General features: G+C 67.2%; 10 protein-coding genes and 1 pseudogene. 5 read left to right on the forward strand and 6 right to left on the reverse strand.

What is annotated here, in order from left to right:
• Positions 1 to 12 precede the first annotated feature (12 nt).
• From JYG32_RS21825 to JYG32_RS21840, 4 genes are all read right to left on the reverse strand, one after another.
• Complete coding sequence (locus JYG32_RS21825) at positions 13 to 1,017, reverse strand: hypothetical protein (protein WP_213267439.1); 1,005 nt, start codon at positions 1,015 to 1,017, stop codon at positions 13 to 15.
• A complete protein-coding gene (locus tag JYG32_RS21830; RefSeq protein WP_213266937.1) occupies positions 1,014 to 3,134 on the reverse strand; it encodes a peptidase domain-containing ABC transporter in 2,121 nt (706 codons plus the stop codon). The genes JYG32_RS21825 and JYG32_RS21830 overlap by 4 nt, the downstream gene beginning before the upstream one ends.
• Before the next feature lie 132 nt (positions 3,135 to 3,266).
• A complete protein-coding gene (locus tag JYG32_RS21835; protein WP_031396799.1) occupies positions 3,267 to 3,452 on the reverse strand; it encodes a hypothetical protein in 186 nt (61 codons plus the stop codon).
• Positions 3,453 to 3,675: 223 nt separating this feature from the next.
• Complete coding sequence (locus tag JYG32_RS21840; protein ID WP_006495012.1) at positions 3,676 to 3,849, reverse strand: hypothetical protein; 174 nt, start codon at positions 3,847 to 3,849, stop codon at positions 3,676 to 3,678.
• Between the two features lie 281 nt (positions 3,850 to 4,130).
• Between JYG32_RS21840 and JYG32_RS21845 the strand changes: the two genes are divergently transcribed.
• Positions 4,131 to 5,546 (forward strand): TolC family protein, encoded by a 1,416-nt coding sequence (locus JYG32_RS21845; RefSeq protein WP_174383973.1) that lies wholly within the window; start codon positions 4,131 to 4,133, stop codon positions 5,544 to 5,546.
• A gap of 3 nt (positions 5,547 to 5,549) precedes the next feature.
• Here the strand turns inward: JYG32_RS21845 and JYG32_RS21850 are convergent, their stop codons facing one another.
• The gene (locus JYG32_RS21850; protein ID WP_213266939.1) at positions 5,550 to 5,999 is read right to left on the reverse strand and encodes a winged helix-turn-helix transcriptional regulator; all 450 of its coding nucleotides are present in this window, start codon (positions 5,997 to 5,999) and stop codon (positions 5,550 to 5,552) included.
• A gap of 351 nt (positions 6,000 to 6,350) precedes the next feature.
• Here JYG32_RS21850 and JYG32_RS21855 point away from each other — a divergent pair.
• Positions 6,351 to 7,275, forward strand: a pseudogene (locus tag JYG32_RS21855) (alpha/beta fold hydrolase).
• Positions 7,276 to 7,390: 115 nt separating this feature from the next.
• On the opposite strand, the gene ggt reads toward JYG32_RS21855, so the two are convergent.
• Positions 7,391 to 9,112, reverse strand: coding sequence for a gamma-glutamyltransferase (gene ggt, locus JYG32_RS21860; protein ID WP_174383121.1), 1,722 nt, complete (start codon positions 9,110 to 9,112; stop codon positions 7,391 to 7,393).
• 402 nt (positions 9,113 to 9,514) lie between these two features.
• On the opposite strand from ggt, the gene JYG32_RS21865 reads away from it, so the two are divergent.
• The 3 genes from JYG32_RS21865 (at position 9,515) to JYG32_RS21875 (ending at position 16,130) form a co-directional block, all read left to right on the forward strand.
• Positions 9,515 to 10,039, forward strand: coding sequence for a metal-dependent hydrolase (locus tag JYG32_RS21865; RefSeq protein ID WP_174383122.1), 525 nt, complete (start codon positions 9,515 to 9,517; stop codon positions 10,037 to 10,039).
• A 209-nt stretch (positions 10,040 to 10,248) separates the two neighbouring features.
• Positions 10,249 to 14,721 carry a DEAD/DEAH box helicase gene (locus JYG32_RS21870; protein WP_213266940.1) on the forward strand — a complete coding sequence of 1,491 codons (4,473 nt, stop codon included), beginning with the start codon at positions 10,249 to 10,251 and terminating at the stop codon, positions 14,719 to 14,721.
• Between the two features lie 134 nt (positions 14,722 to 14,855).
• Positions 14,856 to 16,130: an APC family permease gene (locus tag JYG32_RS21875; protein WP_213266941.1), complete on the forward strand. Its 1,275-nt coding sequence runs from the start codon at positions 14,856 to 14,858 to the stop codon at positions 16,128 to 16,130.
• Positions 16,131 to 16,136: the final 6 nt, after the last annotated feature.

Below are 16,136 nucleotides of genomic sequence, written 5' to 3' on the forward strand. Positions count from 1 at the left end.
GGGGCGGGCTCGTCAGGAGCGACGCCGCGCGGCCGCATCGAGCAGCGGCGTCGGCATCAGGTAAGGCGTGAAGTGTTCCCAGAAATGCCACTGCTCGGGCTGGCGCACGAGCGCCTGCTCGAGACGGTCGACGATGCGCTGGTGCGTCGCGCGCACCGGCGACGCGTCGTCGTCCGCACCGAGCATCGGCGCGAGCGGGCCGGCCGCGAGTTCGGTGAAATGCACCGCGCAGCGATCGCGAAACGGCACGCCCGTCGCGTATGCGACGAGCAACGGAATCCCCTGCTCGACCGCGAGCTTCACGCCGCCGCCGGCCATCCGCACCCAGCGCCCGCCGAGCCGGCAGCGGTTGGTCTTGCCGAACTTGCCGTGCAGGTCGGAGAACAGCAGGAACACGGGTGCCTCGCGCCGCAGGCTCGTGATCAGCCGCCGCAGGTGTACGCGTTCCTCGATGTCGATGAATTCGACCTCGCCGGCGCCGTACTCGGCGACGAGCCGCAGCGCATCGCCGAAGAACGCACCCGGCGCGTCCCGGTGCAGGATCACCATCAGCTTGCGGTCGTCGGGGATCATGAAGCGCAGCTTCGTGACGAACAGCATCAGGTTGCCGAAGTGCAGCCCCGCGAGCATCAGCGGGCCGCCGCGCGCGAGCGCCGCCTGCAGTTGCGCGTCGCCTTCGCACGCCATGCCGTCGATCATCGCCTTCATCGATTCGAGGCTGTGCGTACGCAGCTTGAGCCCCGCGAACTCGGCCTCGAACAGCTCGCGCACGATCGCCGCCGACACTTCCCGCACGCGTCGCGGATCGTCGTTCAGGTGCGCGCTCAGCATGTACGCGACCGCGCGTTCGATCGATTCGCGAATGCACGGAAAGCAGCGCAGGCATGCGCCCGAGCACCAGCGCATCAGCTTCAGCCCGCGCGCGGGCGACGTGCGCAGCGCAACGGCACGCACCGCGCGGCGCGCGAGGAACGCGTACGAAAACGGATTGAGCAGGAAGAGTCGCCCGAGCATCACCGTGCCTCCTCGACCGAGCGCCATGCGTCGGTCGCGTCGGTCAATACACCGTCGTGCATCCGGTAGATCCGGTCGACCATCGACAGGATCGACGCATCGTGCGTGACGAGCACGATCGTGCACGGCAGCGTCAGCACGTTGCGGCAGATCTCGTGCGTCGTCGCCTGGTCGAGGTTCGACGAGAATTCGTCGAGGATCAGCAGGCGCGGCTCGCAATACAGCGCCCGCGCGATCAGCAGCCGCTGCATCTGGCCGGCCGACAGGAATTTCTGCGTATCGCCGAGCGGCGTGTCGTAGCGATGGTCGAGCCGATCGATCTCGTCGTGGATGCACGCGAGCTTCGCCGCGTCGAACATCGCGCCGATCCGCGGCGCGGGCGCGAAGTTCGTGATGTTGTCGCGGATCGTTCCGCGAAACAGCTGGTCGGACTGCGTGACGGCCGCGAGATGCTTGCGGTACTGCCGCAGGTTCACTTCCGCGAGATCGACGTCGCCGACGAACAGCGTGCCGGGTTCGGGCCGCACCAGCCCGCAGATCAGGTTCAGCAGCGTCGTCTTGCCGCTGCCGGTGCGGCCGACGATCGCGATCTTGCCGCCGGCCGGCACGTCGAGCGCGATATCGCGCAGGATCGGGCGGTGGCCGCCCTTCGGCGTATACGACAGCGCGCGGATCGACAGCGCGCCGTCGAAACCGTCGATCGGCCGCACGACCGCATCCGGCGCCGGCTCCTCGGTCTCGGTCTGCAGCACGTCCGCGACGCGGTCCATGTGAACCTGCAGCACCTTGCGGCGCACATAGAGCTGGATCGAATCGATGAACTTGTCCGCGAACAGGTTCTTGTACTGGATGAATGCGTAGATCACGCCGATCGTGCTCTGCCCGTGCATCACGAGCCACGCGCCGTACGTAACGATCACGAGCTGCTCGACGTGCACGATCCCCTTCGACACCGCATCGAACAGCAGTTGCAGCCGCTCCTGCTGGCGCATCGCCTGCAGCTTCTGCGTGAATGCGTTGATCCACAGGCTGCTGCGCGCGGTCTCGGCCGACAGCAGCTTGATCGAATGCGCGGAACGGATGTTCTCGATCAGCAATGCATCGGCTTCGGCGCCGCGCGTGAGGATCTGCGACATCGCGTCCTGCAGTTGCGGCTGGATCGCGAGCCGGCTGAGCGCAAACAGCACCATTCCGGCAAGGCTGATGCCGGCCAGCACGGGGCTGTAGTACAGCATCAGCACGAGCGTCAGCGTGCAGGTGACGATATTGAGCAGCCCGCCGACCAGGCCGTCGACGAGAAACCGCCCGACCTCCGACACCGACGACACGCGCGAGATCGAATCACCGGTGTTGTGGAACAGGAAATAACCGATCGGCAGCCGCGCGAGATGCCCGACCATGTTCGCCGACAACTGCTGCGACACGATGTTGCGCAGGTAGCTCTTGATGTTGCCGACGAGGTTCGCATAGAGCGTGTCGAACAGGAATACGATCGCGAACAGGATCGTCAGCAGGTACAGGATGTCGACGTCGGTCTTCTTCAGCGCCTCGTCGATCGTCAGTTGCACGTATGACGGGCCGAGCAGCAGCAGGAGCTGCGCGGCGACGCCGCCCGCGATGCCGATCGCGAGGCTCTTGCGGATGCCGGTCAGCCCTTCGAGGTAGTCGCGCAGCCGGATCCGGTCGGCCGGCCCCGCGTGCGTGAAGCCGATGTCCGGATTCAGTTCGAGCGCATAGCCGGTGATGTGCGTGAGCGCCTGCGCGAGCGGCAGCTTCGTCTCGCCGAGCGCGGGATCGACGATGTGCACGCTGCCGTAGCCGACCTTCGTCAGCACGACATAGTGGTTCATCCCCCAGTGCAGGATGCATGGTGTCTTGAGCGCGTCGAGTTCGCCGGCGTCGAACTGCAGCCCGCGCGCGCGCAGGCCGAGATCGTTCGCGATCTCCATCAGGTCGAAGAACGACAGCCCGGAATCGATCCGGACCGGATAGCGGTTGCGCAGCGTGCGCAACGTCGTTTCGCGCCCGTGCCACGACGCGATCATCGCGAGGCAGGCCAGGCCGCACTCCGTCACCTCGTCCTGCAGGACCGGACGGACTTTACGCGTATTGAAGAGCATGGTCGGGCACCCGGGGCGCGACAACGCGACGCCCGGGCCTACCGGTGCGAGCCCGTGGCGGGTCGTGCGCGAAACATATGGGCACAGCCGGCGCGCGGCCGGTTGCGACGGAAGATCGGGGTTCCCGGCCGCTCAGCGCGACGAGCCGAGCGACATCCGGAACTGTTCGACGGCGCGGGTCTGGTACTGGGTCATCAGGCCCTGCAGCGTGGACCCGATCGACTGGTTGACGAGATCGACCGTATAGGCGGCCGAATTGGAGTAAAGCGACGCGCCGCCGCGAATCTGGCGGGCCTGTTCTTCCGTGATGTCTCGCATTTTTATGGCCTTTATATTGTCGGAATGCCTGCAGCCGTCAACCAATCGAATACTCGACGACCGTTGACTTTATTACGGGGACAATCCGGCATTCCCGCCCCCTGATAATTTCCAGAACCAGGATAATTCATTCCGGATTCGCTTTATTCCTGTTGCGGCGATCGATTCTTTTGCTTCTGTTTCGCAGCATTTCGCGCGGGGGGCGCCTCCCCGCGCACGGCGGTTACTTGCCGGTGTTATTGAACGTCTTCGGGTTCTGCAGGTAATTGCCGAGGCTCGGCAGGAACTGGCCGAGCGCGGTCACCACCGGCGCGGCGTCAACGGCGAGGCTACCCAGCGAGCTGATCGCACCGCCGCCATGCACATTCCTGACCTGTTCCGTCGTCATGACCTTCATCATTCTCTCCTCGTAAAAAATAAAGATGATGCAAAGAACCTTCATTGAAAGACAAACGGCTTTTAATCCCAAGCGACTTGTTAATCTAATAATCACCGCGATTACGAGCCGAAATCAGGCTATCATGCGGGCGCATCGGAATTCAATGGAGGACACACTCTTACAGGCGCGTTTTTCGATGCGCTGCGGATAGCAGTCATTCACGCTGTTTGAATTTCAATTTCAAAACGTTTAAATCCCGCCGCAATGCGTTGCGGCACGGGCAGGAGACGGAGACGGCCATGTTTGAAACGAGGCGCGCGAATCGCGGATCGGCGGTGCGGGATACGGGTAATTCCCTATCAAGATTTTCGACTAGGTGGAATCCCCTACTTGCAACCGTAACACTGTTCACTGTAACGATAGTCGGCGTGTCTGCGAACGCGCATGCGTTTTGCCTCGACACCGCTTACCAGTACGCGGCCGTGCACGATCCACGCTACCTGCAGGCGCGCAGCGAATACGATGCGGCCCGCCAGAAATTCCCCGAGGCGCGCGCGCAGATGCTGCCGCAGGCCACCGCGCAGCTCGAATGGGGGCGCTACGGCACGCACGCGAACCTGTTCGGCATCGACGTCAGCGGCTCGAACAATGCCGCATACGGTGCCGCGCAGGTCACGCAGGCGCTGTTCAACGTACCCTACCTGTACGACATGCGGCGCGCGACCGAGTACGAGGAATCGGCAAAGCAGAAGCTCGAGGTCGCGAAGCAGGATCTGATCCTGCGCGTCGCGAATGCGTGCTTCGACCTGCTCAGCGCGCGCGAGAAGCTGCAGTCGGCCGACGACGAAGTGAGCGCGCTCACGCGGCTCGAAAGCGATACGCGACGCATGGCGCAGCTCGGGATGAAGACGATCGGCGACACGGCCGAGATCGAGGCGCGGCGCAGCCTCGCGCAATCCGACGAAGCGCTCGCGCAGACCGATGTCGACGCACGCCGCGCGCGCTACGAGACGCTGCTCGGTTCGACGATCGACTTCTCGCGCTGGCCGCGGCTGGCGATGCGCGGGTCGTCGCCGCGCATTCCGTCCGGCGACTACGCGCCGCAGGACAACCCCGCGTACCGGCAGGCCTATCGCGACGTCCAGGTCGCGCGGCTCGCGGCGAAGCGCGTCAGCGCCGAGCACCTGCCGACCGTCGACCTGTTCGCGTCGTATTCGCGCGGGCTCAACCCGAACCTGCGCGGGCTCACCGATCGCTCGGACTTCCATCAAAGCGCGTTCGGCGTGCAGGTGACGATCCCGATCTTCTCCGGCGGCAGCGTGTACTACCGGCAGGTGGAGGCCGAGCACGTGACCGAGCAGTACCGCAACCGGCTGCGCGAAGTCGAGGAGCAACTGGGCACCGATCATCGCGAGGCACTGTCCGCGCTCGAATCGGTCGGCAAGCGCATCCGTGCACTGCAGCAGTCGCTGCAGGCCGCCCGGCTCGCGTACGATTCGTCGATGAAGGCGCACCAGGTCGGTTACAGCACGACGTACGAGACGCTGAACCTGCGGCGCGACATCTCGGGTATCCGGCAGAAGCTGTTCGACAGCTATCTCGATGCGCTGAAGCTGCAGTTGAAGCTGAAGAGTGTGCTCGGCACGCTCGACGAGCAATCGCTGGTGGCGGTGGACAGCTTCCTCGAAAGCAACGCGGCGAACGACCGGAGTTGAGCGTCAGTCGGGCGGCGGCAGCACGACGGTATCCTCCGGCCCGAGCACGCGCCCGTCCTGCGATCGAAGCTCCAGTTTCCTGACCGGCAGCCCGGTCTTCCTGTCGACGAGCAGCACATGCGCCTCGTCCGGTTCGAAGAAGAAATCCTCGCCCCACTGCCGCAGCGCGACGAGCAGCGGAAACAGGCCGCGCCCCTTCTCGGTCAGCACGTATTCGTGATGCGCGCCGCCGTCGGCGGCCGGCACGATGTCCATGATCCCGTGCGCGACCAGGTTGCGCAGACGCGCCGCCAGGATGTTCTTCGCGAGGCCGAGGTTCTTCTGGAACTCGCCGAAGCGGCACAGCCCGTCGAACGCGTCGCGGACGATCAGCAGCGACCACCAATCGCCGATCGCGTCCAGCGGGCGGGCAACGCCGCATAGGGAATCCTCGTGCGTGGTTCGTCTGTTCATCGATGCTTGCGGCGATGCCGTTGCCGGGATGCGGGCCGGACGGCGGTCGTTTCGATTGCCAAGAATGGTTGCAATATAAAACCAACCATGCAAAAGATCAATCGTATTGACCCGCCTGTTCGCAATAGATGAACGGAACGGACGTTGCAGCGCGGACTGGTGATTCGATTCATGCGGATCGGTCGATATATCTCGGTCTTTTTACCATACCTTGCTCCACGACGCACCACGACTCTGCCATTCAGCGGCCGGTCGGATCATTCTTGCGGTTGCAATTTGAAACCTCGTATCCTACGCTTCAACATGGTTTCAACTTGAAACCAAACTATCCGACTACCAAAGGAGCGCTCGATGATCCGGTTCGATGCCACGTTCGACGGCACGTTTCCCTTCGCCCCGCATTTCGACGACGCATCCGGCTTCCGGATGCACTACATCGATGAGGGCCCGCGCGACGGCGAAACCGTCCTGTGCCTGCATGGCGAGCCCACCTGGGGTTATCTGTTCCGCCATCTGGTTGCGGCGCTGAGTCCGACGCACCGCGTCGTCGTGCCCGATCACATGGGATTCGGAAAAAGGCGCGACGCCGCAGGACCGCAGCTACTGGCTGCAGGACCATATCGACAACCTGGAGCGTTTCGTCCTCGCGCTCGAGCTCGATCGCATGACGCTCGTGATGCACGACTTCGGCGGCCCGGTCGGCATGGGGCTTGCCGCGCGGCATCCGGACCGGATCCGGCGCATCGTGTCGGCGAACGGACCGACGCCGTTCGGGCAACCCGACCTTGCCGAACGCCTGGCCGCGAACGGTCGCGACGCCCCGTGGTTCCAGTGGATCATGCGCGCGGCGGCGGACGATACACTCGAAACGGTGCTCGGACAGCTCGGTTTCAATATCCTGAGCACGCTGAAGCTCAACGGCTTCGAGAATCACGCGGTCATCAACGACACCTGGCTCGCCGCATACGGTGCGCCGTTTGAAAAACCGGCCGATTGTCTCGGCGCGATCGGATGGGCACGCGGGTTTGCCGCCGGCGCGCACCGGTTCGAGGAACCCGATGCGGAGGCACTGCACGCGATACGCGCCAAACCCGCGCTCGCGATCTGGGGAGACGCCGATCGAACGCTCGGCGCCGAACACTTCCTGCCGCTCTTCACTGCGCTGTTTCCGTCCGCGCCTGTCGAGCGGCTGGCGGGCATCGGACACTACTGCTTCGAGGATGCGCCCGGAGCGATCGCGGCGCGGATCGCCGGATTCATCCGGACTACCGGCTGAGTGCGTTGCGCCGCCGGGTGTCGAAGCCCGGCGGCGCAACGGCATGCGCGCCCGCTTTGGCGCACGCGCACGCGCACACGTCACGTCACGTCACGTCACGTCACGTCACGTCACGTCAATGGATGATCCGCGTCACGCCACGACCGCGCGGGTCGGCCATCGCCTCCGGCGTCTTCCCGTCGATCTTGATCACCTGGATATCGCCGCTGAAGTCCTGCCCCTTCAGCGTGTAGCCACGTGCCTCGATCTGCTTCGCGAGTTCGCCTTCGATCGGGTGGTACGGCTCCCAGAAGATCGTGTTCGGCGGCAGCAGCTGGTGATGGAAACGCATCGCGCCGACGGCTTCCTTCAACGGCATCTTGAAGTCGTAGATGTTGTTGATCACCTGGAAGATCGACGTGAAGATGCGCGAGCCGCCCGGCGTGCCGATCACGAGCGACACCTTGCCGTCTCGGGTCATGATCGTCGGCGACATCGACGACAGCGGGCGCTTCTTCGGTTCGATCGCGTTCGCATCGCTGCCGACCACGCCGAACATGTTCGCGACGCCCGGCTTCGCCGAGAAGTCGTCCATCTCGTCGTTCAGCACGATACCCGTGCCGTCGGCGATCACGCCCGAGCCGAAATAGCCGTTGATCGTGTACGTGTTCGACACCGCGTTGCCCCACTTGTCGACGACCGAGAAGTGCGTCGTTTCGGCCTTCTCCGGCATCGTCGTGCCGAGGCCCGGCTGCACGCTCTTCGTGTCCGACGGCTCCTTCGGGTTGACCTCGCCCGCGCGCTTCGCGATATACGCATCGGCGGTCAGCTGCGCGATCGGCACCTTGTAGAAGTCGGGGTCGCCGAGATACTGCGCGCGATCGGCGAACACGCGCTTCTCGATTTCCGCGACGAGGTGGATGTACTGCGGCGAGTTGAGCTTCACGCCCTCGAAGTCCTGCTTGAGGTCGGCCTTCATCTTCAGCAACTGCACGAGGCCGATGCCGCCCGAGCTCGGAGGCGGCGCGGTGATCACGTCGTAGCCGTTCCACTTCGCCTGCACCGGCTGGCGCCACACCGCGCGGTATTGCGCAAGATCCTCGGTCGTGATCAGCCCGTTGCCGTCGCCGGTCTTCATCGAAGCAGCGATCAACTCGGCCGTCTTGCCCTTGTAGAACCCTTCCGCGCCGTCGTTCGCGACCCGCGTGAGCACGTCGGCGAGATCGGGCTGCTTGAAGTTCACGCCGGCCTTCAGCCCGGAGAAGTACTTGTCGAAGTTGGTCTTGCCGCCGAACTCCTTCGACGCGTCGACGCCGCGCTGCGCGAGCTGTTCGTCGACGACGAAGCCGTCGCGCGCATAGTGGATCGCCGGCGCGAGCACCTGCTTCCACTTCAGCTTGCCGAAGCGCTTCTGCGCTTCCCACATGCCCGCGACCGTGCCCGGCACGCCGACCGCGCGCGGGCCGTACAGGCTCATGCCCTTGACGACGTTGCCGTCCTTGTCGAGGTACATGTCCTTCGTCGCGGCGAGCGGCGCGCGCTCGCGGTAGTCGATGAAGTACGGCTTGCCGTCCTTGTAGATCGTCATGAAGCCGCCGCCGCCGATGTTGCCGGCTTCGGGGTACGTGACGGCGAGCGTGAATGCGATGGCGACGGCCGCGTCGATCGCGTTGCCGCCTTCCTTGAAGATCCGCTCCGCGGCATCCGCGCTGTACTTGTCGGCCACCGCGACCGCCGAGCTCGTCAGGACCGCCGGCTGCGGCCCTTTCGCATAGACGGGCGCGTTCGGCAGGAAACCGATGCCGGCCACCGTCGCAAGCACGACAGCGGATGATTTGAAGCGATTCAGCGTAGTCATTGCATGTCCCCCATGTGGATCTCGTTCAGGCAGGAAAAGCACCTGATCCGCTTATAGCCGCTGGCGCGCCGACGGCCATATGCCGGTTTCGTAGTATAGGGGGACAAAAAGGGTCGAACACGCGGCGCGCCACGAAAGCGCTTCGATTGTGTGCGCCCGGTCACGCAGTGGCGCCACCCCTTGCATGCGGATCGATCGAAATTGCATGCGGTACGACGCGTCATTACGCAACGCACAAAACGGAAAGTTGCGAACTGCGCTGCATGCAACACATGCACACAAAAAAATCTGCGGACGAGCCACCCGCTGCGCAGACCGATCTGAGAAGATAGCGCCCCGCTTTCGCGCCGCATCATTTTCTTTCGTTCACGCGCCGCTTCACGTTTCTTCGTCTCGTTCCGTATGGCATCACACAATGCGCATCACGCGTCCGGCTTCGCGGCCGGCGTCGCCGCCGCCGTTCTCGTCGCACAAATCGGTACAACGGGCCCGTGGCATGCGGGCCTGCTCGCCGCGTTCGCGGCCGGCGTCGCGGGCGGCACCGCGCCCGACTGGCTCGAAGTCGCATGGTGGAGCCGCAAGCGCCGGCTGTGGATCACGCACCGCACCGTCACGCACTGGGGCATCGGCTGGGTCGCGCTGCTCGCGCTCGGGTGGCACGGGCTCACCCATCACCCGCATCCGCTGTGGGCCGCGCCGCTGTTCGGCTTCGCGTGCGGCGGCGTGATGCACCTGCTCGCCGACTGGCCGAACCCGCTCGGCGTGCCGTGGATCTGGCGGCGTCATTCGCTCAACCTGTGGAACAGCGGACACTGCGACCTGATCGTGGTGGCCGCCGCATGGGGCGGCACGCTGTGGCTCGCGCAGTCGTTATGGGCGCGCGCGCCGCTGCTCGAACACTGGCTCGGCTGGCTGCATCGCGTGTAGTCGAGGTTCGGCGCGGAATCGGCGTGCCGACGCGCACGCACCTTTCCGTCCATTGAAAGTGCGATGCGGAACCCCATCTGAATCCGAATCGTCGACTCGCGTGCCCGAGCGGCACGCGATGCCCGGCACGCACGCGCGACGTCTGGCACACTGACGACTCGACTCGCGCGCGATCCGTCCGCGCGCTCGCACCCCATTTCACCGCTCCGATGGACGTCACCGCTACCCGCCCTGCCGCCAGTGCGCTCGACGTGTTCCACCCGGCCGTCGCCGCGTGGTTCCGGCGCACGTTCGCCGCGCCGACCGGTGCGCAGGCGCTCGCGTGGCCGCACATCAAGGCTGGTCGCTCGACGCTCGTCGCCGCGCCGACCGGCTCCGGCAAGACGCTCACCGCGTTCCTGTGTGCGCTCGACGATCTGGTGCGCGATGCGCTGTCGCACGACGGCACGCTTCCCGATGCGACGCTCGTCGTCTACGTGTCGCCGCTGAAGGCGCTGTCGAACGATATCCACGTGAACCTCGACGCGCCGCTCGCCGGCATCGCCGAATCGCTCGCGCAACTCGGCCTGCCGGTGCCGGCGATCCGCACCGCCGTGCGCACCGGCGACACGACGCAGGCCGAGCGCGCCGCGCTGCGCAAGCGCGCGCCGCACATCCTCGTCACGACACCCGAGTCGCTGTACGTGCTGCTGTCGTCCACATCGGGGCGACAGATGCTGTCGAACGTGCGCTCGGTCATCGTCGACGAAATCCACGCGCTTGCGTCGTCCAAGCGCGGCAGCCATCTCGCACTGTCGCTCGAACGTCTCGACGCGCTGGCCGGCCACGCGCTGCCGCGCATCGGGCTGTCGGCGACGCAAAAGCCGATCGACGCGGTCGCGCGGTTCCTGGTCGGCGGCCCGGCCGATGCGCCGCGCGACTGCACGATCGTCGACACCGGCCACACGCGCGAGCGCGATCTCGCGCTCGAGCTGCCGAACGTGCCGCTCGAACCCGTGATGGCCACCGACGTATGGGAACAGGTGTACGACCGGATCGCGGGGCTCGCGGCCGCGCATCGCACGACGCTGGTGTTCGTCAACACGCGGCGCACCGCCGAGCGCATGGCGCGCCATCTCGCCGACCGGCTCGGCAAGGAAGCGATCGCCGCGCATCACGGCAGTCTCGCGAAGGAGCACCGCTTCGATGCCGAGCAACGCCTGAAGCGCGGCGAACTGAAGCTGCTCGTCGCAACGGCATCGCTCGAACTCGGCATCGACATCGGCGACGTCGATCTCGTCTGCCAGGTCGGCTCGCCGCGCGGGATCGCACCGTTCCTGCAGCGCGTCGGCCGCTCGGGGCACCACGTCGGCGGCGTGCCGAAGGGCCGGCTGTTCCCGCTGTCGCGCGACGAACTCGTCGAATGCGCGGCGCTGCTCGATTGCGTGCAACGCGGCGAACTCGACGCATTGCGAATTCCCGAAGCGCCGCTCGACGTGCTCGCGCAGCAGATCGTCGCCGAAGTCGCGTGCGCGGAATGGCAGGAGGACGCGCTGTATGCGAGCTTCACGCGCGCGGCGCCGTACGCGCGGCTCACGCGCGAGCGCTTCGACGAAGTGATGAAGATGCTCGCCGAAGGCTTCACGAGCCGCCGCGGCGTGCGTGGCGCGTACCTGCATCGCGACGTAGTCGGCGGCACGGTGCGCGCGCGCCGCAACGCGATGATGACCGCGACGACGTCGGGCGGCACGATCCCCGACATGGCCGACTACGCGGTGCTGCTCGAACCGCAGGGCATCCAGGTCGGCACCGTCAACGAGGATTTCGCGATCGAGAGCCTGGCCGGCGACGTGTTCCAGCTGGGCAACCAGTCGTACCGGATCATTCGCGTGGAAACGGGCCGCGTGCGTGTCGAGGACGCACAGGGCCAGTCGCCGAACATTCCGTTCTGGCTCGGCGAGGCGCCGGGGCGCAGCGACGAGCTGTCGGCGGCGGTCGGCCGGCTGCGCGCGCGGCTCGACGGGCTGTTCGCCGACGGCGACCGGCAAGCCGACACCGGCGGACGCAAGCGCGCGGGCGGTAACGCCGCGAGCAACGCGAAAGCGAAAGCGAAAGCGGAAGCGAAAGCGGAAACCGAAACAGGCACCGCTCTCGCCTCCGCCGAAAGCCGACTCGCGCCGGCATTGCGCTGGCTCGTCGACGATCTCCACCTGTCGCCCGACGCTGCGCACCAGATCGCCGACTACCTCGCCCGCACGCGCGCCGCGCTCGGCGCGCTGCCGACGCAGGACACGCTCGTGATGGAGCGTTTCTTCGACGAATCGGGCGGCACGCAGCTCGTGATCCATTCGCCGTTCGGCAGCCGCATCAACCGCGCGTGGGGGCTCGCGCTGCGCAAGCGCTTCTGCCGCAGTTTCAACTTCGAACTGCAGGCCGCCGCGACCGACGACGCGATCATCCTGTCGCTGTCGCTCGCGCACAGCTTCGCGCTCGAGGAAGTGTGGCGCTACCTGCGTTCGGCCAGCGCCGAGCACGTGCTGGTCCAGGCGCTGCTCGACGCGCCGATGTTCGGCGTGCGCTGGCGCTGGAACGCGACGACCGCGCTCGCGCTGCCGCGCTTCACGGGCGGGCGGCGCACCGCGCCGCAACTGCAGCGGATGAAGAGCGAGGATCTGCTCGCGACCGTGTTCCCGGACCAGGTCGCGTGCCTCGAAAACATCGTCGGCGAACGCGAGATACCGCATCACCCGCTTGTCGACCAGACGCTCGACGATTGCCTGCACGACGCGATGGACACCGATGGCTGGCTCGCGCTGCTGCGCCGGATCGAAAGCGGCGCGATCGAACTCGTCGCGCGCGACCTGCCCGCGCCATCGCCGCTCGCGGCCGAGATCCTGAACGCCAAACCCTATGCGTTCCTCGACGATGCGCCGCTCGAGGAGCGCCGCACGCAAGCCGTGCAGTCGCGCCGCTGGAGCGATCCCGAATCGGCCGACGATCTGGGCGCGCTCGACGCCGATGCGATCGATGCGGTGCGCGACGAGGCATGGCCACTCGTGCGCGACGCCGACGAAATGCACGACGCGCTGCTCACGCTCGCATGCGTCGCCGACAGCGAAGCACAGGCCCACGAAGGCTGGCCCGACCGGCTCGCGGAACTCGCGGAACGCCGCCGCGCAACCAAACTGGTCGCGCCAGGCGGCGCCGCGCTGTGGGTGCCGGTCGAGCGGCTCGTGTGCATGCGCGCACTCCATCCCGACGCGCGCGTAGCGCCGGCACTCAAGGTGCCGGCCGCCTGCGCGCAGCCGTGGGAAGCCGATGCCGCACTCGTCGACGTGATCCGCGCACGGCTCACCGGCTTCGGGCCGCTTGCGCTCGACGCGATCGCGACACCGCTCGGCCTGCCGCCGGCGTCGATCGTAACGGCGCTCACGGCGCTGGAGCGCGAAGGCTATGTGATGCGCGGCCGGTTCACGCCGGGCGCGACGACGGACGAATGGTGCGAACGCCATCTGCTCGCGCGCATTCATCGCTATACGGTAAAGCGGCTGCGCCGCGAGATCGAACCGGTCGAGCGCGCCGACTTCATGCGCTTCCTGTTCCATTGGCAGCACCTGACGCCCGACACGCGCGGCACGGGCCGCGACGCACTCGCGGCCGTGGTCGAACAGCTCGAAGGCTACGAAGCGGCGGCGAGCGCGTGGGAAGACGCGCTGCTGCCCGCGCGGCTCACCGACTACATGGCGGGCGGCCTCGACGAGCTGTGCCGCTCGGGCAAGCTTGCATGGACCCGCATCGGCGCGCCGGCGCGTGCGGCCGGCACGCCCGTGAAGACGACGCCGATCGTGCTGCTGCCGCGCCGCCACCTCGCCGCATGGCAGGCGCTGCGCGATCCCGACGCGCAACCGGCGCTGTCCGCGCGGGCCACGCAGGTGCGCGACGCGCTCGCGGCACACGGCGCGATGTTCTTCGATGCGTTGCTCGACGACCTGCACATGCTGCCCGTCGAACTCGAACAGGCACTCGGCGAGCTCGTGTCGGCCGGCCTCGTGAATGCGGACAGCTACGCGGGCCTGCGCGCGCTGCTGAAACCGGTCGTCAAACGCAGCGCGACCTACGCGCCACGCACGCGGCGCGGCGGCGCGCTGATCGGCGGGATGGACGACGCGGGCCGCTGGGCGCTCGTGCAGCGTCAGGCACCGCCGGACGATGCGCCGGCGCCGAAACGCGGCCCGGCCGCGACCGATCCCGACGCGCTCGAACACATCGCGTGGACGCTGCTGCGCCGCTACGGCGTCGTGTTCTGGCGGCTGCTCGAACGCGAAGCCGACTGGCTGCCGAGCTGGCGCGAACTCGTGCGCGTCATGCAGCGGCTCGAAGCGCGCGGCGAGATACGCGGCGGGCGTTTCGTCGCCGGGCTCGCGGGCGAGCAGTTCGCACTGCCCGAGGCGATCCCGATCCTGCGCGAACTGCGGCGGCAACCCGGCGACGGGCAGTACGTATGCGTGACGGGCGCCGACCCGTTGAATCTCGCCGGCACGCTGCTGCCCGGCGACAAGGTGCCGGCGCTGGCCGGCAATCGCGTGCTGTTCCGCGACGGCGTGCCAGTCGCATCGCTCGTGTCGGGTACGTTTCACTACGCGCCTGAACTGTCACCCGCCGCGCGCGAGGATGCGCGCCTGCGACTCGCGCGCCACTGCTGACATCAGCTGACACGCGCGCGGCACGGACTACTGATCGCCGGGCCGCGCTGCCGCCATCGTTCGGGTAGCATCGAACGATTCACCGCGCGGGCTCCCGCGCCCAGACAAAACAAGACTTCCGGAGACTGCCGCTCATGCCGTCGCATGCCGACTCGCCCGCCGCTCATCACGCGGGCTCGCTGACCATTTTCCAGGGTGCCGCGCTGTATATCGGCGCCGTGCTCGGCACCGGCGTGATCGCGTTGCCCGCGCTCGCCGCCGAGGTGGCAGGCCCGGCGTCGCTGCTCGCGTGGGCCGCGCTCGTCGTGCTGTCCGGGCCGCTCGCGGCCACCTTCGCCGCACTCGGCGCCCGCTATCCCGATGCGGGCGGCGTCTCGACCTACGCGCGACGCGCATTCGGGCCGAAGGCGGCGGCGATCGTCGGCTGGTGCTTCTACTTTGCGGTGCCGGCCGGTGCGCCGGCCGCCGCGATGTTCGGCGGCGCGTACGTCGCGGCCGTCACGGGCGGCGGGCACACGACGATCATCGTCACGGCCGCCGCGCTGATCGCGACCGTGTCGGCCGCGAATGCATTCGGCGTCACCGTATCGGGCCGCATGCAGCTCGTGTTGTCGGCGCTGCTCGTCACGCTGCTGCTTGCCGCGGTGCTGGCGTCCGCGCCGCATGCGCGCACCGCGAACCTGCAGCCGTTCGCACCGCACGGCTGGCTCGCGGTCGGCCAGGCCGCCGCGCTGCTCGTGTGGAGCTTCGCCGGCTGGGAAGCGATCACGCATCTCGCGGCCGAATTCCGCCGGCCCGCGCACGACATGCCGCGCTCGGCCGGCATCGCGGTCGTGGTCGTCGGGTTCCTGTATCTGTCGGTCGCCGCGGCAAGCGTGACAGTGCTCGGGCCGTCCGCGGGCGCATCGGGCGCGCCGCTTGCCGAACTGATCGCGGGCGGTATCGGCGGCCACGCGCAGGTGCTCGCAGCCGCGGCCGCGCTGCTGCTCACGCTCGGCACGATGAACGCGTATTTCGCGGGTGCGGCCAAGCTCGGCGCGGCGCTCGGGCGCGACGGTGCGTTGCCCGCGTGGCTCGCGCAAGGCAGCCAGGTCGGCGGCGTCCCGCGCCGCAGCCTCGGCGTGATCGCCGTGCTCGCGGCAGCCGCGCTGGCCGCGACGACGATCTCGGACGTCGGGCCGAAACCGCTCGTGCTCGTGACGTCCGGGTGTTTCGTGATGGTGTATGGGCTCGGTGCGGCCGCCGCGCTGAAGTTGCTGCCGCGTGGCGGCATCGCTTACCGCTGCGCATGGATTTCGCTGGTTGCGGTTGCGGGGCTGTTCCTGACGACCGGATGGTATTTCCTGTGCCCGCTGCTGCTCGCGGGTGGTGCGCTGCTGTATCTGCAGGTGACCGGGCCGCGCAAATGACCCGGC

It is taken from the genome of Burkholderia pyrrocinia, from assembly GCF_018417535.1.
In the GTDB taxonomy this organism is placed as follows: Bacteria; Pseudomonadota; Gammaproteobacteria; order Burkholderiales; family Burkholderiaceae; genus Burkholderia; species Burkholderia pyrrocinia_E.